19 protein-coding genes and 1 riboswitch are annotated in these 21310 nt (G+C 38.0%); of the genes, 10 read left to right on the top strand and 9 right to left on the bottom strand.

Annotated elements, in window-relative coordinates; translation table 11 throughout:
- Positions 1-39: 39 nt before the first annotated feature.
- Positions 40-501 (bottom strand): DUF6231 family protein, encoded by a 462-nt coding sequence (locus E0D95_RS03955; RefSeq protein ID WP_130802660.1) that lies wholly within the window; start codon positions 499-501, stop codon positions 40-42.
- A 32-nt stretch (positions 502-533) separates the two neighbouring features.
- On the opposite strand from E0D95_RS03955, the gene E0D95_RS03960 reads away from it, so the two are divergent.
- Positions 534-1403: a DUF2797 domain-containing protein gene (locus tag E0D95_RS03960; RefSeq protein WP_130802661.1), complete on the top strand. Its 870-nt coding sequence runs from the start codon at positions 534-536 to the stop codon at positions 1401-1403.
- A gap of 49 nt (positions 1404-1452) precedes the next feature.
- Here E0D95_RS03960 and lpxB read toward each other — a convergent pair whose 3' ends face one another.
- Positions 1453-2634: a lipid-A-disaccharide synthase gene (gene lpxB, locus E0D95_RS03965; protein ID WP_130802662.1), complete on the bottom strand. Its 1182-nt coding sequence runs from the start codon at positions 2632-2634 to the stop codon at positions 1453-1455.
- A gap of 230 nt (positions 2635-2864) precedes the next feature.
- On the opposite strand from lpxB, the gene E0D95_RS03970 reads away from it, so the two are divergent.
- From E0D95_RS03970 to E0D95_RS04000, 7 genes are all read left to right on the top strand, one after another.
- Entirely contained in the window at positions 2865-5027 is a 2163-nt protein-coding gene (locus tag E0D95_RS03970; protein WP_130802663.1) for a TonB-dependent siderophore receptor, read from the top strand.
- A gap of 62 nt (positions 5028-5089) precedes the next feature.
- Positions 5090-5383, top strand: coding sequence for a hypothetical protein (locus E0D95_RS03975; protein ID WP_130802664.1), 294 nt, complete (start codon positions 5090-5092; stop codon positions 5381-5383).
- Positions 5384-5386: 3 nt separating this feature from the next.
- A complete protein-coding gene (locus E0D95_RS03980; protein ID WP_130802665.1) occupies positions 5387-6946 on the top strand; it encodes a PepSY-associated TM helix domain-containing protein in 1560 nt (519 codons plus the stop codon).
- The gene (locus tag E0D95_RS03985; protein ID WP_130802666.1) at positions 6943-7260 is read left to right on the top strand and encodes a DUF1634 domain-containing protein; all 318 of its coding nucleotides are present in this window, start codon (positions 6943-6945) and stop codon (positions 7258-7260) included. Before E0D95_RS03980 ends, E0D95_RS03985 begins: the two co-directional genes overlap by 4 nt.
- Positions 7261-7415: 155 nt before the next feature.
- Positions 7416-8306: a sulfite exporter TauE/SafE family protein gene (locus E0D95_RS03990; protein WP_130802667.1), complete on the top strand. Its 891-nt coding sequence runs from the start codon at positions 7416-7418 to the stop codon at positions 8304-8306.
- Positions 8307-8411: 105 nt separating this feature from the next.
- Positions 8412-9524, top strand: coding sequence for a 3-deoxy-7-phosphoheptulonate synthase (locus tag E0D95_RS03995; protein ID WP_130804831.1), 1113 nt, complete (start codon positions 8412-8414; stop codon positions 9522-9524).
- Between the two features lie 210 nt (positions 9525-9734).
- Entirely contained in the window at positions 9735-10259 is a 525-nt protein-coding gene (locus tag E0D95_RS04000) for a protein tyrosine phosphatase family protein (RefSeq protein WP_130802668.1), read from the top strand.
- On the opposite strand, the gene ispF is transcribed toward E0D95_RS04000, so the two are convergent.
- Positions 10247-10738, bottom strand: coding sequence for a 2-C-methyl-D-erythritol 2,4-cyclodiphosphate synthase (ispF, locus tag E0D95_RS04005; RefSeq protein WP_130802669.1), 492 nt, complete (start codon positions 10736-10738; stop codon positions 10247-10249). The two genes, E0D95_RS04000 and ispF, sit on opposite strands and share 13 nt — an antisense overlap.
- Before the next feature lie 95 nt (positions 10739-10833).
- Between ispF and E0D95_RS04010 the strand changes: the two genes are divergently transcribed.
- Positions 10834-11487, top strand: a complete 654-nt coding sequence (locus E0D95_RS04010) for an A1S_1983 family putative colistin resistance protein (RefSeq protein WP_130802670.1) — start codon at positions 10834-10836, stop codon at positions 11485-11487.
- 55 nt (positions 11488-11542) lie between these two features.
- Here the strand turns inward: E0D95_RS04010 and E0D95_RS04015 are convergent, their stop codons facing one another.
- Positions 11543-12790, bottom strand: a complete 1248-nt coding sequence (locus E0D95_RS04015) for a D-amino acid dehydrogenase (protein ID WP_130802671.1) — start codon at positions 12788-12790, stop codon at positions 11543-11545.
- 144 nt (positions 12791-12934) lie between these two features.
- A riboswitch (glycine riboswitch) is annotated at positions 12935-13022 on the bottom strand.
- Positions 13023-13147: 125 nt separating this feature from the next.
- A complete protein-coding gene (locus E0D95_RS04020) occupies positions 13148-14680 on the bottom strand; it encodes a TerC family protein (RefSeq protein ID WP_130802672.1) in 1533 nt (510 codons plus the stop codon).
- 493 nt (positions 14681-15173) lie between these two features.
- Between E0D95_RS04020 and E0D95_RS04025 the strand changes: the two genes are divergently transcribed.
- Positions 15174-15638 (top strand): MarR family winged helix-turn-helix transcriptional regulator, encoded by a 465-nt coding sequence (locus E0D95_RS04025; protein ID WP_130802673.1) that lies wholly within the window; start codon positions 15174-15176, stop codon positions 15636-15638.
- Here E0D95_RS04025 and E0D95_RS04030 read toward each other — a convergent pair.
- The 4 genes from E0D95_RS04030 to E0D95_RS04045 all read right to left on the bottom strand — a co-directional run bounded on the left by E0D95_RS04030 (position 15635) and on the right by E0D95_RS04045 (position 21170).
- Complete coding sequence (locus tag E0D95_RS04030) at positions 15635-16294, bottom strand: SOS response-associated peptidase family protein (RefSeq protein WP_130802674.1); 660 nt, start codon at positions 16292-16294, stop codon at positions 15635-15637. The genes E0D95_RS04025 and E0D95_RS04030 overlap by 4 nt on opposite strands.
- A 102-nt stretch (positions 16295-16396) precedes the next feature.
- Positions 16397-18562, bottom strand: a complete 2166-nt coding sequence (locus E0D95_RS04035) for a malate synthase G (protein ID WP_130802675.1) — start codon at positions 18560-18562, stop codon at positions 16397-16399.
- 364 nt (positions 18563-18926) lie between these two features.
- Positions 18927-20072, bottom strand: a complete 1146-nt coding sequence (gene zapE / locus E0D95_RS04040) for a cell division protein ZapE (protein WP_130802676.1) — start codon at positions 20070-20072, stop codon at positions 18927-18929.
- An 87-nt stretch (positions 20073-20159) separates the two neighbouring features.
- Positions 20160-21170, bottom strand: coding sequence for a helix-turn-helix transcriptional regulator (locus E0D95_RS04045; RefSeq protein WP_130802677.1), 1011 nt, complete (start codon positions 21168-21170; stop codon positions 20160-20162).
- Positions 21171-21310: the final 140 nt, after the last annotated feature.

Consider the following 21310-nt stretch of genomic DNA (forward strand, 5'->3'; position numbering starts at 1 on the left):
CAAATTGTTTATTTTTGCAAGGTAAAATATATTGAAAACTTACCAACGGAATTTATCCCAGTTTTCAGGATTTGCCCAAAATTTTGAATTAAACCAATCTGGTACATGTTTATAGGTCAAAATATTAAACTGCCATAACGCAAAATCTGCTTCATGGGAGGTTTTATCAATTAACTGAGTAAAACCCAAAGCACGAAGTAATTTTTCATCCTGACGCTGACTGACGACCACAATTCGTTTTGCCATCAAATCACGCAGCTTGACCAACATTTGAGACTTTTCTATGTCTGAAATTTCACTCATCAATGCTGTATCAAAAACCACAAAACCTAAATCATAACGTTGACTAAAGGGCAGATTTAAAAACTCATTTACGTTAAAATAGTCCCACTGGATTGCGCTATTTTGGTCAATATTTTGACCTATACAGAGTGCAGTATGTATGGGCTGTTCACTTGATAAATCGTCTAGCATAGAAGTGATGACATTTAATTCAGCCATAACTGCAACCTTTTTTGATGTGAGTTAAATGAATGGAACGACAAGGCATTTGCCATAAAATGCACGCAGTGCTCAAAGACTGTAGTGTAACTGATCAGCAAGCAAGCAAGGCAAATGTTGAATACAAATTTATATTAGACCGTTCAGAAATTGACCTACCTTTTGTTCCGGGTCAGGAAGTTGAAATTGAATGGACGGGAAATATCTATTGTACCTCTTGCGGTGCAAAAACACCTAAATCCTATTCACAGGGACATTGCTTTAAATGTTTTAAAACCAAAGCTGAATGTGACCTGTGCATCATGAAACCAGAAACCTGTCATTATCATCTGGGCACCTGCCGTGAAGATGATTTCGCGCACAAGGTTTGCTTTCAGCCACATATTGTTTATCTGGCAAATTCAAGCGCACTAAAAGTTGGGATTACCCGTGTGAGTCATATGCCGACACGTTGGCTCGATCAAGGCGCGACTCAGGCTTTACCCATTTTGAAAGTGGGTTCACGGCGTTTATCCGGTCAACTTGAAATTTTATTTGGTACACAAGTCGCGGACAAAACTGATTGGCGTAAGCTGTTAAAAGGTGAAGCTGAACCTTTAAATTTGCTTGAACAACGTGATCAAATTATTGAAGAATTTGCGCCAAAAATTCAGAGTATTCGAGAAGAGTTTGGGCAAAATCTCGAATTTGATGAATCTGTCGAATTACTAGAAAATGAACAGCCACGCGAGTTTGTCTATCCAGTAGAACAATATCCTGAAAAAATTAAATCTTTAAACCTAGATAAAACGCCTAAAATTCGTGGTGTGTTACAGGGCATTAAAGGTCAATATCTAATTTTTGATATTGGAGTAATCAATGTACGTAAATATACAGGTTATGAGCTGATTCTCCGTGCTTAAAGCCTATTCTACTATTGAATAAAAATGGAGTGGTAATCGCTCCATTTTATTAAGTGTCCTGCTTAAGCAAACTTAAAATTGCTTGAACGGGATCTTGAGTATCCCCTGAAATAAGTCGCTTATGCATACAAAGATGCTGCATCACCTGAATTTGTGCTTTTTCAATATCCATGAGTGATTCAATTTCCTGTGCCAAGCGTTCAGGAGTCGCCTGTTTCTGGATCAGTTCCTCAATCACCTTTTTACCTGCTATGATATTCGGTAAAGAATAATAGGGAATTTTGACCAAAAACTTGGCAATAAAATAAGTCAATGCATTTAATTTATAAAACGTCACCATGGGACGGTGAAGTAACATTGCCTCTAATGTTGCTGTACCTGATGCTAAAGCCACAATATCACTGGCATTCATCACCATCCGACCAATTTTTGATTCAGTGTCCGTGTTTTCAAGAATGTGCAATTTAGGAATTAAGTTCGTATCACACTGGGTGACTCCAGCTTCAATTTGAGTTTTACGCGCATCATTAATTGCCGGAATCAAGTATTCAACAGCTGGGTACTTAGTAGATAAAATCTGAGCCGCCCCTAATAGCATAGGAAGAAGCCGTTCTACTTCCCCTTTGCGGCTTCCTGGAAGTAAAGCGACATATGTTTTTTCAGGATCAAGTCCTAATGCCTGTTTGGCAGCAATAAGTGGATTATCTAATGGTAATTGCTTTGCCAGAGGATGCCCGACAAACGCTGCGGGTACACCATGTTGTTCATAAAAGTTTTTTTCAAAAGGAAATAAACACAACACTAGATCGATGGTTTTCTTAATGCCATGAACCCGACCTTGTCGCCAAGCCCATACTGATGGACTAACATATTGCACCGTTTTAATGGGAAGATTTTTCTCTTTTAATGTTTTAGAAAGTCTTAAATTAAAATCTGGGGCGTCAATCCCAATAAATATATCCACCGGCTGTGCTGTCCAGAGTTCAACCAAACCATCACGCACCGCAAATAATTTTTTCAGGTCTTTTAGAACTTCCACAATTCCCATGACTGACAAGGTTTCCATGGGATAATAACTTTTAAAACCTTCCGCAATCATTTGTGGGCCACCAATACCCTCAAATTCGACATCAACGCCTTGTTCACGAAAACTTTTAATGAGTTTTGCACCCAATGTATCGCCTGAAACTTCACCAACCACAATACCAATTTTTAATTTTCGATTAGACAACGGAAATCGCCTTGCATAAGAATTTTTTAATACAACCATTTTAGCATATCTAGTCAGGTAGCTTGAGTCTCTAATCCTTACCTTTTGGATTTTGATGCTCTGTTACAAAAACACATTCAAAATTACATTCAGAAAAGTCTCCACCATCAAAATTTACTATTAAATAAGAATTGCAGCCAAAGAATACAAATAATAAAATAAATGAGAATTATTAACATTACTTATCTCCCATGACGCCATCTACTCCGACTATATTTAAATTATCATTAATTACACTTGCAATTTTTCAAATACATTTGGTACATGCCGAAGACACTACTCTACCTGTGATTGAGCTTCAGGCAGATAGTGCTGGAGGCGAAAGTTCCGAAAAGACCAAATCCTATATCGTCAAAAAGAGTAGCAGCGCGACTAAACTGAATATTGATGCACAAGAAACTCCACAAACGATAAATGTTGTCACTCGCCAGCAGATGGATGATTTTAATTTTAATTCAACACGAAAAGTTCTCGAAAACACACCTGGTGTCACTGTTTCAAATCAAGAAACCGAACGAACCAGTTATATGGCGCGTGGTTTTGAAATATCAAATATTTTGACTGATGGTGTTGGTTTTCCACTGTCAAATTATAATTACAACAATACTAATCCAGATACTTATTTTTATGATCGAGTAGAAGTAGTTAAAGGCGCAGATGCACTTACCAATGCATTTGGCGACCCTAGTGCAACCATTAACAATATCCGCAAACGACCGACGAAAGACTTACAGATCAATGGTGGGATTAGTTATGGTTCTTGGGATACTCAACGCTATGAAGCGGATATATCTGGTTCTTTAACCAAAGATGATCGTGTCCGCGGTCGAATTATGGGCTTTGAACAAACTGGGGACTCATACCTTGACCGCTATTCATCAGAGAAAAATGGTTTTGCAGGTATTTTAGATGCCGATTTAACGGATTCGACTACACTAACCGTAGGTTACAGCGAACAGCAAAATAACCCCAATGCCAATAACTGGGGTGCTTTACCACTTTTAGACCATAACGGCCAGCAAATCTCTTATAGCCGTTCATATAATCCAAATCCTGACTGGACCCATTGGGATCATAAAACCCAAGAGGCTTTTGCAGAGCTCAAGCAAAAGCTTGGAGAAAAATGGACAGCAAAACTGACTTATAATTATACCAAAACCGACCATGACAGTAGATTACTCTATTACTATGGGAATCCTACAGCACAAGGGAGTGACGTTTCTTTAACTGCATGGGGTGGTAAAGAAAGAAACGAGCAGAATCTATTTAATTTTGATTTGCAAGGCAGTTATGCACTTTTTGGAAAAGAACACGAAGCTGCTTTTGGTTATAGTCACATTGAAAATAAACAACATGATCTACAATCATCTGGATATATTAATGATACAAATATCAACAACGATGACTCTTTAGGGTATCCTCGCCAATTGACTACAGACTGGGCAAGTTGGACACCTCAATCTGTGACGTGGTCAGACTTTTCAGATGCTGCAAATTACAAACAAAAAATTGATTCATTTTATGCTGCTACACGTTTGCATCTTACAGATGATTTAAAACTGTTATTAGGCGGTAATTATGTACAAGCCGAAAGTAATGGTGATAGTTATGGTTCAGACATGTCTTATGATAAAGACAAGTTTTCTCCATATGCTGGGCTTACTTATAACTTCAGTCCTGAATATACAGGCTATGCAAGTTATACTTCAATTTTTAGACCCCAAACAGGTGTGGATGAAACAACAAATCAGGCTTTAAAAGCAGTTGAAGGAAAAAGTTACGAAGTGGGCATGAAAAGCTCATGGTTAGATCATAAACTCACAGGGACACTTGCTGTTTTTAAAACTGAGCAGAATAATTATCCATTAAGAAGTTCAGATGGCAATCCACTCAATCGAAAAGTATTGACCAGTGATCTCGACTCTCAAGGAGTTGAAGTTGGTTTAGCAGGACAGCTTACAGATTATGTCAATCTATCATTCGGTTATGCTCAGTTCAGCATTAAAGATAAAAAAAATGGTGGACAAGCTCGTACCTATAATCCATCTCAAACATTGAATTTACTTGCAACTTATACTGTTCCAGTTTTACCGAAACTAAAACTTGGAGCAGGTTTACGTTGGCAAGATGCAATTAAATTGCAAGATGTTAGTTTGGGTACTCAAAACCTCATCAAACAAGATGCATATGCTTTAGTCGATGTAATGGCTAGTTATGATGTGAATGAGCATATCAGCTTGCAGGCAAATGGAAATAATATTACAGATAAAAAATATCTGAATAGTTTTCCAGATGGGCAAGCCTTTTATGGAGCACCTGCCAACTACACCGTGGCTGTAAAATTTAAATATTAATAGATTCAGCCAAGTTCTAAATCCAGAACTTGGCTTTAATTTTAAAAAAGAAGCAAATTGACATGAGTAAAACACATCCTCTTTCTACCACTTACCGGTTTGCAGTGTTATATCGCTTTATGGTGGCATTTATCCTTGGTTTTATTGGTACAGCTTTTTTAAGCATTGCTTTAAGTTATGTGTTTCATTTTGCTTTACCCAAAGCAGAATCTGTCTATTTAGCCGCTTTTTGTTCTATTCTATTTTATGCTGTTTTTGTGATCATCGCATTTTGTGTTCAATCACTCATCAAACTCACAGTTTATAGTGTTGTAACTATAAGCATATGTGCCGCTCTCAGTATAGGATTGGGTTAAATCATGCATAAGAGTATTCGACAATCGATGGCATGGTTACACTCATGGACAGGGTTGCTATTAGGGTGGTTGCTATTTGCTATTTTCCTTATGGGTACAGCGTCCTATTATCGTCATGAAATCAATTTATGGATGCAACCTAAGCTTGCTCAATACGATGTCAATCAAGAAACTGCCATCAAAACCGCCTACCGATATTTAGAAGAACATGCTGTGGGTGCTAAAAGCTGGTATATCGGTGTTGCATCTGAACAATCCCCTGTTACCAATATTTACTGGCAAAAAGCAGATGGTGGTTATGAAAGCAAAACTCTGGATGCCACTACAGGCAAAGAGCTAAGTCTTTCTGCCACGCAAGGCGGTGATTTCTTTTATGCCTTTCATTATCAATTGTTTGGTTTTCCCATCATTCTTGGTCGTATCATCGTTTGTTTAGCCGCATTTATTATGTTGATTGCCCTAATTTCAGGGATTATTACACATAAGAAAATCATTACCGATTTCTTTACGCTGCGTACATTTAAATCGCAGCGTTCATGGCTAGATTTTCACAATGTTTCATCCGTGATTGCCCTACCATTTTTTTTAATGATTACTTTTACTGGTTTAGCCATTTTCTTTTATCTCTATTTACCGTTTGGAATGAAAAAGCTTTATCCAGAGAATTCTTTTCAATTTTTTAAAGAAATTCGCACCAATGTCCTTGAAAATAAAGAACCGCCCAAAGAGATGAAAAATCTACCTCTTCAAGTTTTGCTTGCAAAGGCACAAGCTCAATGGGGTCAAAAGGAAATTGACTCGATTACGGCGGAAAAACCGAATACAAATCAAGCTCAAATTACCCTTACTCAAACTGAAGATCATTCTATTACAGGCAATAAGCCACAAATTACATTTGATGCAACTACAGGCAAGCAGTTGGCTGCCACAAGAAATGATAGTGCTATCGCCACATTAAGTTTTGGGGTTTATGGGCTACATATGGCGACTTTTGCACAGCCATTATTACGTCTTGCCTTTTTCTTTTCTGGAATTTTAGGCTGTTTGATGATTGCCTCAGGGCTTTTACTCTGGAGTTTAAAACGTCAAATTCAAAATAAAACAGAAACATTTCATTTCGGACATTATTTGGTTGATCGCCTAAATGTTGCGACTTTTGTGGGTTTACCGCTTGCCATGCTGGCTTATTTATATAGCAATCGTTTTATCGAACTAAAACCAGATCTGCCTAACTATGAAATTTATACTTTTTTCACCGTCTGGCTCATCAGCTTTATATTTGCACTGTTGACTAAAAAACAATGGCTATGGCGTTCACAACTCAGCATTTTTATCGTTATAGCGGCTGCTCTACCTTTGTTAAATAGTGTCTATCTTATTCAAAATAATCTTGTTTCAGATTTTAGAAGCTATTGGTTATTTTTAAGAGTCGATATTTTTTGGGTGTTGTTTGCAGCATTAGCGGTATTTATCCTTCGAAATATTCATCCTATACAAACTAAATCGCGAGAAAAACTTGAAAAGAAATTAGCGCTTAAAAATACGGAGGTAAATGCTTCATGAGTATTATTTTCGGCATGATATTGATTGGGATAGGCATGTATATTTTATACATGCTGAGTAGCAAACACATTGAAAAAACAAAAAAATCTCAATTTAAGTTTCTCACACATTACATAACAGCAATGCGTCTCTTCGCATTTATTTTATTCTTGATTGCAGGCAGTTGTTTTATTGCCGCCTACGGCTCTTCCATCGGATTTATTAGTTGGTGGCTATTTGCAACACCTTTAGTGTTTACACTTATATTATATATCAATGACTTAAAACCTAAGAATTCAAGAATTCCGCAGCTTGTAAAATCACAAAAATCTTAACTCTTTAAATTTTAGTTTTAAGTCTAATGACGAAATTAAGAGAACGCTAAAAATTTCTTTAGCGTTTTTTTGCATAAGCAAAGCATTATTATTCACAATCCTTTATCTTAAAAAGTCATAAGATATGCAGGTTTTTATCTTTGGCTGATTTGTTCATGTTTGGTCCTCTTGAGTTTATATTGGCAGGTGTTCTGGTTGGTTTCTGTGTTGGGATCACTGGTGTAGGTGGCGGTTCACTAATGACGCCCATTTTGATCAGTTTGTTCCGTATTGAACCGCATATCGCAATTGGTACTGACTTACTCTATGCCGCAATTTCCAAATTTTGTGGTTCGCTGGTTCATGCAAAAAAACTGAATATCGTCTGGCCAATCGTCATTTGGTTAGCGGTTGGCAGTATTCCAGCGTCTTTTGCGACCTCTTGGGTGCTTGAACATTATCTCAGTCAGTCTACTCATTATAAAATGGTACTGACCATGGTGCTGGGGTTCATGTTAACCCTCACAGGTATCTCCATTATTTTTCGCACCAGTATCGAAAAGTTCTTTATGGGATTGCGGAGCAAAAAAGAAGTTGCAAATGTCACGCATGCAGCAAATATTTCAGAAACCAAACGTATTTATATCGTGATTATGGGCATTGTATTAGGCATCTTTGTGACTCTGTCATCTGTAGGTGCTGGTGCATTTGGAATTATGGCTTTAATTATCATGTTCCCTAACCTCCCGATGATCCGGATTATCGGTTCAGATGTAGTCCATGCAGTACTTTTAACACTGGTGGCGGGTTTAAGCCATATGAGTGCGGGTAATGTGGATTTTAGTCTGTTGATGTGGCTATTAATCGGATCAATTCCTGCCATTATTGTGGGGACTTTAATTAGCTCTCGCTTACCAGAAAAAATTATCCGTAAAGTACTCGGTGTGACCTTATTCGCATTAGGTGTCAACTTTATGATTAATCCCATTAAAGCTAAACCAGTTGAAAAACCAGCCATCACCCAAACTCAGCAAACCCAAGTTGTTGATAATACAGCTACAAAATGAGCGATATAACGGATTAATCGTTTGATTTAAGCGATTAATCCGCAGTAAATATAGCCAGTTTGAGCTGATTTCATGGTATATTCATTAAACAAATATTTTCAAGCAATGATCGAATCAGTGACAGCAATGAATAGTCTACAGTCCAATCCAGTCTCACAGCCAGATATCGATGACGTTAATATTAAAAGCATTCAGCCCTTAGTAACGCCAGCAGAATTAAAATCTGAATTACCACTTACCGAAGATGCATATCAAACTGTATTAAAAGGTCGTGAAACCATTCGTAATATTCTGGATGGCAGTGATAAACGTGTCTTTGTTGTCATTGGTCCATGTTCCATTCATGACCCCAAAGCGGCACATGAGTATGCGGATCGTTTAAAAACCTTAAGTGAAAAAGTTAAAGATACCTTATATATCGTCATGCGGGTTTATTTTGAGAAACCACGTACGACTGTAGGTTGGAAAGGATTAATTAATGATCCTGATATGAACGATTCGTTTAATATCGAAAAAGGTTTGCGTATTGGTCGTCAACTATTGCTTGAGTTAAACCAAAAAGGTTTACCATGCGCGACTGAAGCACTTGATCCAAACTCTCCACAATATTATCAGGATTTGATTTCATGGTCTGCGATTGGCGCACGTACCACTGAAAGCCAGACTCACCGTGAAATGTCATCGGGTCTTTCCTCTCCTGTTGGCTTTAAAAATGGGACAGATGGTGGCTTAACGGTTGCAACCAACGCGATGCAATCGGTCAAACATGGTCATAGTTTTTTAGGTCTGAATGAAAACGGTCAAGTTTCCGTGATTCATACCAGCGGTAACCCATATGCTCACGTCGTTTTACGTGGCGGTAATGGTAAACCAAACTACGATGCAGGTTCAGTTGCTGAAGCTGAGGCAGCTTTAGCCAAAGCTAAAGTCAGCAACAAAATCATGATTGATGCCAGTCATGCCAATTCAAACAAAGACCCATACTTACAGCCATTAGTATTACGCAATGTGGTTGAGCAAATTAGCGATGGGAACAAATCAATTGTAGGCGTAATGGTGGAAAGCCATTTAAAAGGTGGTCGTCAGGATATTCCTGAAAACTTATGTGATCTTGAATATGGCAAATCAGTGACTGATGGTTGTATCGATTGGGATACGACTGAACAAGTATTACTAGAGATGCATGAGAAATTAAAACAAACTTTGCCAAATCGTTAAGATTAAATTGTGAAGTTGCAAAAGCCCTTATTTAACATAAGGGTTTTTTTATTCTATGATAAAAACTAGGCTCATTTAAAACTGACTATTTATTCATAGAATCCAGTAGATTTTATAGGGAATTTAAAGCAATATAATTGGGCGGTTAAAATCGAAGTCTATGCGACTAGGCATAACTTCATTATATTCTAATGATATATCAGTATTCCTATGACCACTTTAGAACAATCTTTATCAGAAATCTTGAATTTTTCTCATGTTCATGAACATCTACTCACGTCTGGACAACCTACAGCTGAACAGCTTCATCTTATTAAGGAATATGGTTGCAGTACAGTCATTAATCTCGCACTTTGCGATGCCACACCACGTTTAGAACATGAAGATCGGATTTGTCTGGAGCTGGGACTCAATTATATTCAGTTGCCTATTCTTTGGGACATGCCAGCAGCAGATCAGTGTTTATTGGTTCTGGATTTGGTTGATCATCTCGTACCAAACGAGATCGTCTGGGTACACTGCGCCAAGAACTATCGCGTAAGTTGCTTAATGGCACTATATCGTCAATATTTCATGGGAATGGATATAGGATCTGCACAAGAAATTTTGCACCAGATCTGGGAACCCAATGAAACATGGACAGGTCTGATGCATAGTGTTGCCCTACAATTACAAGGGCGCATGGCAACTCAAGATTTACAACAGTCTTTAATTGACCCAAATCAATTTAGCTGATGCGTCAGTAGCACCGTCGCCGTTGAGAGTATGCCCTCTTGGCGGCCAGTAAACCCTAGCTTTTCTGTAGTCGTGGCTTTAACACTAATTTGGGTAATATCCAAGTCTAAGACATCCGCAATACTTTGACGCATTTGCAAGTGATGTGGGGCAAGTTTGGGACGCTCGCATGCAACAGTAATGTCTGCATTATTTAAAACATAGCCTCGATCAAGAATCAATTGATAAACATGTTTCAACAATACACGACTGTCTGCACCTTTAAACTCTGGGTCGGTATCGGGAAAATGTTGTCCAATATCTCCCAATGCCAAAGCACCCAATAGAGCATCTGCTAAAGCATGTAGTACCACATCACCATCAGAATGGGCTTTTAAACCGTGCGTATGTGGAATTTTAACGCCTGCTAAAGTCACATGGTCTCCATCTTCAAAAGCATGAACATCCATACCCTGACCGATGCGAATTGGTAAAATCATTTATTTTCCTTTACAAAACAAATCACATAACTTGTATTCTGGCTTTTGGTTTCGCTATAGTACGTTTAGCCAATGAAAAGGAAGTATAAGCGATCATGATGGTTCGTACAGATAGATTTTCTTTAAAAAACGTAGTTTGTGCGCTCGCGATCGGTTTTTGCTTTTCATCGACTCATGCGGCAGATCTTCTCAATTGTTCAACAGAACATTCATCATTTGTTTCGAAGAAAATCTGTTCAAGTCATTTTCAAGAACAAAGACACGAACTCAACAATAAGTTTTTAGTGGCTTATCTCGTTTCAGATGCACCCGTTAAATTGCTATACGATACACAAATGTCATGGTTGAATCGTTTACAGCAATGTAAAAGCCAGAATTGTATCAATCAACAGTTCTCTATCCGCGAGGATGACCTTAATTTTTATACTTCTTTAAATCAGAGCCTGACTCAACATTTTTTAAAATTTGAGCATGGAAAAATCTCCAGTCAGCCGATTCATTTACAAGTCCATCAACTGAATAAAGATAAAATTAAGGTTGAAGGTATTGCCTATCGCAATCCTAATAACAGAACTGATCGTCAGACGATTTCTTTTTTAGCCTATACTGCACCTGAAAAGAAAAATCAAATCTATGACAATGAACATGACTGTCAATATGATTTTAATTTTCAAAAGAGTATTTTAGTCGTTAAAACTGAACAAAAAGGCTGTGAACGTTTTAGTGGTGTCTATCGCCTGTATGATTAAACAAGATGAGGATCATCTCCCATCATCTTGTTTAAGTTAAAATAACTCAGTTTACTTAAGCTGCTGCGAGTTTAGCTGAAATTTCCTGACTAATAATCGCTGCAGTGGCTGCTGAAAGTGTCCAACCCAAATGACCATGCCCTGTGTTATAAAACACGCGAGAATGTTTGCCTTGTTTAATTACAGGCATCATATTCGGCATCATAGGACGTAACCCAGCCCACGGAACAGCATGCTCAGTTGAAATGTCGAAATTGGCATTCACCCAATTAATTAAAGGCTGAATACGATCGGCACGGATATCCCGATTGTAACCATTAAATTCGGCTGTACCTGCTACTCTAAAACGGTCTTCGCCTAAACGTGAGGTCACAATTTTAGCACTCTCATCCAGCAAACTGACCCAAGGTGCATTTTGAATACTCTTTTCATCTTTTAAATGTACCGTAATGGAATACCCTTTTACAGGATAAACATTCACTCGATCGCCGAGCATATCTGCTAATTGGTAACTGCCCACACCGCCGCAGACTAAAATAGCATCTGCTTCTATTGTCACAGGCTGATCTTTAGGATCCAGCATGTTTTCAGAACTTGGCTGACAAGACACAATCACTTTTTTATCTAAAAGTTGCACATGATTGACATCCAACCCAAAACGATATTTCACGCCATATTTTTGAGTAGTTTCGGCTAAACCAACAGTAAATTTATGGATATCCCCAGTCGCATCATCGGGAGTATAATAACCTCCAAAATATTCACCCGACAATGTCGGTTCAATTTGCTTAATTTCTTCTGGAGTCACGGCATGACGTGCTAAAGCACCACGACATAACATATCATTGACGCTATTGGCGACTTTATAATCATATTCATTATGGTAAATATGTAAAATTCCACGCTTTTCCAAATTAAAATCAATCTGTTCTTTTTCAGCGATTTCAAATAAACGCTTTCGCGCTAACAAAGCCAGTCGAACTGTTTCAAGGGTATTGGTTTCATAGTGTTTAATACTGGCAAGGAATTCAAACAACCAGCTATATTTATGCACATTAAAAGAAGGATTGAGCAATAATGGTGCATCTTTTTTTGACATCCATTTCATGCCTTTTAACACAGTCGATTTTTGATTCCAGACTTCAGCATTACAAGCAGAAAGTTGTCCACCATTGGCAAATGAAGTTTCCATGGCTGGAAATAAATGCTGATCAATGACGGTAACCTGATGACCTAATAGCGCCAATTCATAAGCAGAAGTCACACCCGTGATTCCAGAACCGACTACAATTACATGAGACATATGAGCTCCTTGAAATGCCACCACATTTCAAAATTGCCCCATCTGTCTATGTACCTGAGAGCTTCGGTTTTCAATAATTCCTATTAATTATTTTAACCATCCCCTTCGGTGAGTATTTTGACAATACTTCTCTCCAGATTGATTTTGATTATTACAGTCCTTTTGCCTGAGAGTTTCCGGGGTCGTTGCTCCTTCGGCGTGTTCACAGGAACATCTCTCCTGCAATAATTCATATTGTTATAAAAGCAATGTACATGCCAATTTTTAAAAAACCAACTTTATTTTGTAGCTTCAATAAAATAAACCTCACCAGTTTAGAACTGATGAGGTTTGTTGAACATTAAAGATTTTAAGCCATTATTCATCGACAGGATAAGTAATTTTCACAGTCTTGATTCTGTTTTCATCCATTTCCAAAACTTCAAAACGAATGCCTTCATAGTCAATGACCGTACCCACACTCACCACGGCATGAGACTTGTCCATAATTAAACCTGATACGCTGATATATTCACCATCTTCAGGCAGTAATTCAATCATTCCGAGTTCAAGTTCAAGCTGATACAAATCCAAAAGACCTGTCGCCTGCCAAGTACGCTCATCAATTTTAACCAGTTCAGGCTGTTCATCCGCATCTGGGAATTCACCTGCAATTGCTTCAAATACATCCAGCGGTGAGATTAACCCCTGTACCATCCCAAACTCATCAGTGACCAAAACCAGAGAGCCTTTAGATGAACGCAAAGTATTAATCGCATCAATCACTTTCATTCGTTCAAAGATAAAAATCGGACGCTGACGTTTAAGTACGAGTTTTACATCCTCAGGATGTTCCAGTGCATCAATCAAATCTTTGGCACGCGCAACAGTGATGACTTTATCCAGACTGCCACGACACACAGGAAACAGGCTATGCGGAACGGACAAGATTTGCTGACGAATACTTTCAGGATCATCTTCAATATTAACCCATGAAATTTGTGATCTTGGTGTCATGATAGATGAAACATTACGTTCTGCCAGCGTCAGTACACCACCAATCATATAACGTTCGTCATTTACAAAAAGATTTTGTGAATCCACACGTTCTGTTGTGGTAGCAATCGTATCTTTTTCGCCCATCATTTTAAAAATGGCATTGGCTGTACGGTGGCGCAATGGAATCTTGGATTGATTTTTTTCCACATTTCGCTGCGAAAATTGGTTAAATGCTTCAATTAAGATCGCAACACCAATACCTGAGTAAATATATCCTTTTGGAATATGGAAACCCATACCTTCGGCAATCAGACTAACACCAATTAACAACAGGAAACTTAAACACAAGATAACCACAGTTGGATGACGGTTTACAAAGGCAGTCAATGGTTTAGATGCAATTAGCATGACAATGACAGCAACAGTGACCGCTGTCATCATGACATAAATATTATCCACCATACCAATTGCGGTAATTACAGAATCCAGTGAGAATACTGCATCTAAAACAATAATTTGTGCAACAACTGCCCAGAAACTCGCATAGGCAACAGACGAGGACGTTCTAATTTCGGGTTTGCCTTCCATTTTTTCATGTAGTTCAGTGACGGCTTTGTAAACCAAAAATAAACCACCGAATAACAAAATTAAATCTCGTCCAGAGAAGGTCATTCCAGCCACTTCGACAAGGGGTTTGCTTAAGGTCACTAGCCATGAAATAACGGAAAGAAGAGCCAAACGCATAATCAGTGCCAAGGATAAACCAATGACACGTGCTTTATCACGTTGTTCAGGAGGAAGCTTATCAGCCAAAATGGCAATAAAAACGAGATTATCAATCCCTAAAACAATTTCTAACACAATCAGTGTGATTAAGCCTACCCAAATACTGGGATCTAATAAAAATTCCATTTTTAGATCACCTCAGACACTTTTGAGCAGTAAATAAGAACAGACCTAGACGGCGATGGATCCATTAAGGAGTACCTTTTCAATTAACATGGTTTTAATTATGCCTAACTTTGGGGACTTATCATTGTTTTTTTGTATTTTTATGCAAATAAAGTAATTTTCTACCTAAATTGTAATTTAAGAGAAATTCAATTTTTTCGGTCAAAGTATTTCATCGCTTAAATTTAAAACATATCGCACAAAAATCAAACAAAAAGTGAATTACATTTATTTTTTAGAAATATAGCGGCTTTACATAAACTTATCGATTGTTATAAATTATATATTCTGAATGATTACTTCGAAACTTGAAGCAAAATACTATGCAATTATAAAAAATATTGCAAACTCAGTCACACAATATTATTATTAAATCGCTAACACAAACTACTTAAGAAAAACACCACATAGCAACAATAATTACTCATTAACCAACCAACTTGGGAATTCTAAAATGAGCAAAAAATATCTGAAGTTTTTACCAAACACGAATGGGGTTGATTTGAATGAATTTCCCTATTACTGGATCACTCAAGTTCATGCACGATATGTGCTCAACATAGATAATGTCCTTAAAAAGTATGGTCTTGACAATTCGCGTCGCCGTATTTTGTTGGCGTTAGGTGCTAAACCTAAAGCGAGTATTTCAGACTTATCAGAGATGATCATTTCTAAAATGTCGACGACCACTAAAATTGTTTATCGTTTAAAAGATGAAGGCTTAGTCAATACGTTTTCATGTTCAGAAGATGCCCGAATTACCCGAGTAGAACTCACAGAAAAAGGCAAAGATATGATTTTAAAAATTAATGATATTACCAGTGTCGTACTAGAACAATCTTTTGAAGGCTTAACTCCCCTTCAATTAGAAAAAACCATTGATAGTTTGAAAGTTTTATATAGAAACTTATCGCATTAATCAAAAAAATTAAGTTGCGGTGAAATTTTCGAATTCATTTGTCGAGGTTTATACTCGCATTCAAACTCTTCTACAGGAAAACCTTCTACAAAACTATGGATATCCGGTGTTTTCAGGTTTAACCACTCCTGTAAACGTTCATGTGGAATCACAATCACAGATCTCTTCACATCACCAGGTTCGTGAAATTCTCTCATCATCGGGTGATCGATCGCGTCCATGGTAATCATTGCTGCGGAACGAATGATTTCATCATCAATTTGGCAAATTTCATAAATTGCAGCAATAAAGAATGCCTGACCATCTTTGCGGCGTACACACCAGCGTTGTGGTTTACCATCAATATATTTGGCTTCATAAAACTCTGTGACCGGAATAATGCCAAAGTTACATTTAATTGCAGCTTCATAGAAACTGGAACGCTGTAAAAGAGTTTCATTACGTGCATTATAGGTTTTCTTGGCAGTCGATAAATCAGTCGCCCATTTCGGCACTAAACCAAACATTACTTCACGCCACTGCAACCCTTGTTCTGAGTTAAATAATAAAGGTAACTTATATGCAGGATAAACTTCATCCACATATTCAAATAGTATAGGCGGCAAATTAAGTGCTTGGCATTGCTCTACAGTTAAAGGCTTAAAATTGGCACACATTGATTGAAAATTTCTTTCTGACCTTATATCTACATAATGCTGATTTTTTATTTTTCAATAAAAAAGTCCCCACAGGGACTTTTTTATCATCAAGTGATCAGATTAATCACCTGTATAACCTTTTAATTTTAAACGTGCAGCATGTAGCAATGGCTCTGTATAACCAGAAGGTTGTTCAGCACCTTTAAAAATCAAGTCAGAAGCTGCTTTAAAAGCAATATCATTGACAAACTTAGGTGCCATCGGCGTGTATTCTGGATCATTGGCATTTTGACCATCGACCACTTTCGCCATACGCTCAAGTACTTCTTCCACTTGTTCTTTAGTCACAATATCATGCCGTAACCAGTTTGCTACATGTTGTGAAGAAATACGTAATGTTGCACGGTCTTCCATCAAACCTACATCATTGATGTCTGGAACTTTAGAACAACCTACACCCAAATCAACCCAGCGAACGACATAGCCCAAAATACCTTGACAGTTATTTTCAAGCTCTTTGGTAATTTCTTCAGTAGTCCAGTCTGTGCTTTCAGCCAAAGGTGGAGTAAGCAAATCATCAAGTAGTAAAGCTTGTGTGTTTAATAACTCTTTTTGACGTTCAGATACATTACACTGATGATAATGAATCGCATGAATCACTGCGCCAGACGGTGATGGAACCCATGCACAGCTTGCACCCGCTTCTGGATGTTCAATTTTGGTTTTGTACATATCCAGCAACATATCTGGTTTTGGCCACATGCCTTTACCGATTTGTGCTTTGCCACGTAAACCTGTTTGTAAGCCAATCATAACATTACGGTTTTCATAAGCAGGGAACCATTTTTGGCCTTTGATTTCGCCTTTACGAACAAATGCACCGGCTTCCATAAAGGTATGGATTTCATCACCAGTACGGTCCATAAAGCCAGTATTAATAAAGATGGTACGATCTTTCGCTTCTGCAATACAATTTTTCAAATTGACAGAAGTGCGGCGTTCTTCGTCCATAATACCGACTTTGAGAGTTTTCGCAGGTAAACCAAGTGCTTGTTCTACGCGTTCAAATAGTTCAACTGTAAAGGCAACTTCTTCAGGACCATGCATTTTTGGCTTCACAATATACATAGAACCTTTACGTGAGTTCTTCAATGTATTTTCACCACGAATATCTGGAATTGTGAGTAAAGGTGTCACCAAAGCATCCATAATGCCTTCGTAAATTTCTTTCCCATCCACTAAAATGGCAGGATTCGTCATTAAATGACCGACATTACGAAGAAGCATAAGTGAACGACCATGTAAAGTTGTCGTACTACCAATCAGGTTTTTGACGACACGGTCTTCGCTTAATTTACGTGTAACAGTTTTACCGTTTTTAGCGATTGATTCTTGAAGATCACCCTTCATCAAACCTAACCAGTTACGATAACCTTCGACTTTTTCTTCTGCATCAACAGCAGCGACAGAATCTTCCAAGTCCTGAATCGTAGTCACCGCAGCTTCAAGCACTAAATCTTTTACGCCAGCTGCATCTGTTTGACCAATCGGGCTGGTTGCGTCAATTTCGATAATGACATGCAAGCCATTATTGAGTAACACCACTTCATTTGGTGCTGATTCTTCGCCATTAAATCCAACAAAAGCAGACTCTTGTTTAAGCTTGGTTTGTGAACCATCTTTTAAAGTCACAACTAAGGCTTTATTCTCAATGGCATATTGAGTTGCATCAGCATGTGAGCCTTGCGCTAATGGGAATGTTTGATCGAGGAAGTTTTTAGCAAAAGCAATAACTTTTTCACCACGAACTGGATTATAACCTTTACCTTTCTCTGCACCATCCGTTTCTGGAATGACATCAAAACCATATAGCGCGTCATACAAAGAACCCCAACGTGCATTGGCAGCATTTAGGCTATAACGTGCATTACGCACAGGTACAACCAATTGTGCACCAGCAAGCAATGCAATTTCTTCGTCTACATTTTCCGTTGTAATCTGGAAATCTTCTACTTCTGGTAATAAGTAGCCAATTTCTGTAAGGAAAGCTTTGTAAGCTTCTAATTCAAATTTGTTATTACGGTGCCACTCGTCAATTTTAGCCTGTAACTCATCACGCTTTGCTAAAAGCGCCGTGTTTTTAGGACTAAGATCAACAACGACTTGTTCAAAGTTCTTCCAGTAAGTGTCACTGTCTAAACCTGAAACGGGTAAAGCTTCATTTTCGATAAAGTCGTAAAGTTCTTTAGCAATCGCTAACTTGCCTTTTTGAATACGTGCCGTCATTGTCTTTCCTGATGTTGCTACTTTTTATAACAAGAGTTTCAAGTATACCGATTTATACTTTGCTGAATAGTAATATCACGCTGCTAAATAACAAGCATTTCTAAAACAAACAATCTTGTTTTGGTCTTGTAGGCATGCGGGAGTTTCATTTCAGCAATTTGAATACCCAATTACAGTGTATAAAATTTTAAAAATGTCGAAATTAGACTTAAGTTCAGGTCAGTCTATTCGACTCCTTTTCATAATGAACCATAGTTATAACAAAAAAATATGGCATTGAAAGCATAGGCTCAAAGAAATTTGTACATTCTTTTATCAATACGTTAATACAAAGAAAAGGCGTTCAATCTGAACGCCTTTGGGATTAGTTATTTTCTGCGGTTTGATGAATTTGCCGATGTTCAGAATGTAGATATTCATCTGACTGCATTTCAAGCAAACGTGAACGTGTCCGTTCAATTTCAAAGGCTAACTTTTCACCCTGATACAAATCAATGATGGAATCCTGAGAAGTCAGAAGCAATTTGACGCCTCGGTCATAAAATTCATCGACCAGATAAATAAAACGACGTACACCTTCAGACAGGCTGTCAGTGAGGTGCGGTACATTACTCACCAAAACGGTGTTATAAAGATTTGCAATTTCAATAAAATCCGCAGGACTACGCGGTTTAAAACACAATTCTGAAAATTCACACCAAAGTACGTCTTCGGTATGTCCTAATGTGTCTACAACACGGTTGTTAATCGTAATAGGTTCGTCAGAATAACTTTGTGTCTGGGTTAATGCTTTAAAGCGTTGCGCCATCCAGATTTTTGCATCATGAGTCAGGGGATATTTAAACAGTTGCGCTTGCTTGAGCACACGTAAACGATAATCCACTCCTGCATCGACATTGAGTACCACACAATTCTTTTTCACTTGTTCAATCGCAGGCAAAAAACGATCGCGGTGAATCCCGTTTTTATATAAACCATCGGGTGCAATATTCGAAGTTGCTATTAAGGTAATGCCACGTGCAAACAACTTCTGGAATAAATCACTTAAAATCATGGCATCCGTAACGTTGGATACAAAAAATTCATCAAAACAAATGACGACAGCATCTTTATAAATTTGATCAGCAACTAAATCCAACGGGTTACGTTGACCAGATAAGCGATTTAGCTCACGATGCACATGCTGCATAAAATGATGAAAATGCATTCGAGTTTTGCGACGAAATGGAACAGATTCATAAAATTGATCCATTAACCATGTTTTACCACGCCCTACGCCACCCCACATGTACACACCACGTGGCGCAGTTTGACGACGAAAACGACGAAATGCTTTTTTAGAGGCTTTGTAACGACTGATGAGATCCTGCCAAACTCGTTCTAGCTCATGTACAGCCTGTGCCTGTGCGTCATCAGGCATAAATTGGCCTGAAGATAATGCTTGTGCATAACGCTCTGCTGGAGATAAGGGAGTAAACGCTGTACCATGATGAGAATGAATGTTTGCCATGTCGTTTATATGCTTTCAGTATTTGTAAGGAAAAGTATATCGAAGATTCGACGAGTGAAAATAAAACTTTGGACGATAACATTGACGCTATTTTCCATACTGTCTTGGACTCTGTCCAAACCAGCGCTTAAATGCATGATTAAATGCAGCAGGCTCGGAATAACCCAGTAATTCTGCAATCATTTCGATTGAATATTCCTTGTATTCCATAAGCTTTAAGGCCTTATTTTTGATTAACTGCTCACGAATTTGTTTATAACTCGTATTCAGTTGTTGCAATTGATGTCTTAATGTCCGTTCAGGAATATGTAATGCAATTGCAGTTTCCGCCATTGTAGGGATGACGCCCTGCTGTAGTTCAAGATAATTATGCACCCGTTGTACCAGATCAGCTTGCTGCGCTTGTTCATCATTTAAACGTTTGATTTCATCCAGACATTTTGCTTCATATACGCGATGCGTAATAATATCCACAGATGGGATTTTTACATCTAAAACCGTTTCATTCAAACTAAAAACGGCGTGATCTGCATTAAAATGCAAATTATTGCCATAATAATGTCGATACTGCGCTAGCATATTTAAATTTTGCGGTTGCGGGAATGGCAAATCCACTCGAATTTCAGGCGCATCCAGTCCCATCATTCTATAAATATCTAAAATAAATTTATAGGTTCCAGATATTTCACATTGTGCTCTCAATAATCCCATTTCTGTATTTAAATCAACGGGAGAATAGATTAATGATGCACTATGATGCCCTTCAATCAGGCTCAACTGACCAAATAAATGAGTAAGACTTTGGTATTGAATCCCTTTATCAATGGCATGACGAATCGTATCCGCAGTGACCAATAACATCAACAAAGGACCATAACCAGCAAGCGCGTAATGTTGTCCAATATAGAGCCCATGCTCAGAAGGCACATCCTGACTGATAATCTGTTGAATATCCCATTCCAGACTATCATGGATGATAGAGTGTGGATTGAGTGCATCTACCTTGATACCAATATTGGCAAGCCGTGTATCGACATCAATGCCAGAATTACGCATTCCTTGTATTAAGTACATGAGTCCAAGGATAGATCGCTTCATCATCCAACCTGTTTTGTAATGACTCAGATGTTGTACTATAAACCCTCTATAAAATTAATTGCCGAATCTATCAATTTTTCTGTCGTCGTAATCATGTTGTTTTATTTTCAAATTCATTAAGCTTATGAGCATGATTTAAT

This window comes from Acinetobacter ihumii, assembly GCF_900625095.1.
Classification (GTDB): Bacteria; Pseudomonadota; Gammaproteobacteria; order Pseudomonadales; family Moraxellaceae; genus Acinetobacter; species Acinetobacter ihumii.

Coding starts and splice junctions, on each gene's coding strand:
- E0D95_RS04015 (WP_130802671.1), bottom strand. CDS start 12,790: ATGTCTCATGTAATTGTAGTCGGTTCTGGAATCACGGGTGTGACTTCT.
- E0D95_RS04035 (WP_130802675.1), bottom strand. CDS start 18,562: ATGACGGCACGTATTCAAAAAGGCAAGTTAGCGATTGCTAAAGAACTT.
- E0D95_RS03995 (WP_130804831.1), top strand. CDS start 8,412: ATGATCGAATCAGTGACAGCAATGAATAGTCTACAGTCCAATCCAGTC.
- ispF (WP_130802669.1), bottom strand. CDS start 10,738: ATGATTTTACCAATTCGCATCGGTCAGGGTATGGATGTTCATGCTTTT.
- E0D95_RS04010 (WP_130802670.1), top strand. CDS start 10,834: ATGATGGTTCGTACAGATAGATTTTCTTTAAAAAACGTAGTTTGTGCG.
- E0D95_RS03980 (WP_130802665.1), top strand. CDS start 5,387: ATGCATAAGAGTATTCGACAATCGATGGCATGGTTACACTCATGGACA.
- E0D95_RS04000 (WP_130802668.1), top strand. CDS start 9,735: ATGACCACTTTAGAACAATCTTTATCAGAAATCTTGAATTTTTCTCAT.
- E0D95_RS03960 (WP_130802661.1), top strand. CDS start 534: ATGGAACGACAAGGCATTTGCCATAAAATGCACGCAGTGCTCAAAGAC.
- zapE (WP_130802676.1), bottom strand. CDS start 20,072: ATGGCAAACATTCATTCTCATCATGGTACAGCGTTTACTCCCTTATCT.
- E0D95_RS03975 (WP_130802664.1), top strand. CDS start 5,090: ATGAGTAAAACACATCCTCTTTCTACCACTTACCGGTTTGCAGTGTTA.
- E0D95_RS04030 (WP_130802674.1), bottom strand. CDS start 16,294: ATGTGTGCCAATTTTAAGCCTTTAACTGTAGAGCAATGCCAAGCACTT.
- E0D95_RS03990 (WP_130802667.1), top strand. CDS start 7,416: ATGTTTGGTCCTCTTGAGTTTATATTGGCAGGTGTTCTGGTTGGTTTC.
- E0D95_RS03970 (WP_130802663.1), top strand. CDS start 2,865: ATGACGCCATCTACTCCGACTATATTTAAATTATCATTAATTACACTT.
- E0D95_RS04025 (WP_130802673.1), top strand. CDS start 15,174: ATGAGCAAAAAATATCTGAAGTTTTTACCAAACACGAATGGGGTTGAT.
- E0D95_RS04045 (WP_130802677.1), bottom strand. CDS start 21,170: ATGAAGCGATCTATCCTTGGACTCATGTACTTAATACAAGGAATGCGT.
- E0D95_RS03985 (WP_130802666.1), top strand. CDS start 6,943: ATGAGTATTATTTTCGGCATGATATTGATTGGGATAGGCATGTATATT.
- E0D95_RS03955 (WP_130802660.1), bottom strand. CDS start 501: ATGGCTGAATTAAATGTCATCACTTCTATGCTAGACGATTTATCAAGT.
- E0D95_RS04020 (WP_130802672.1), bottom strand. CDS start 14,680: ATGGAATTTTTATTAGATCCCAGTATTTGGGTAGGCTTAATCACACTG.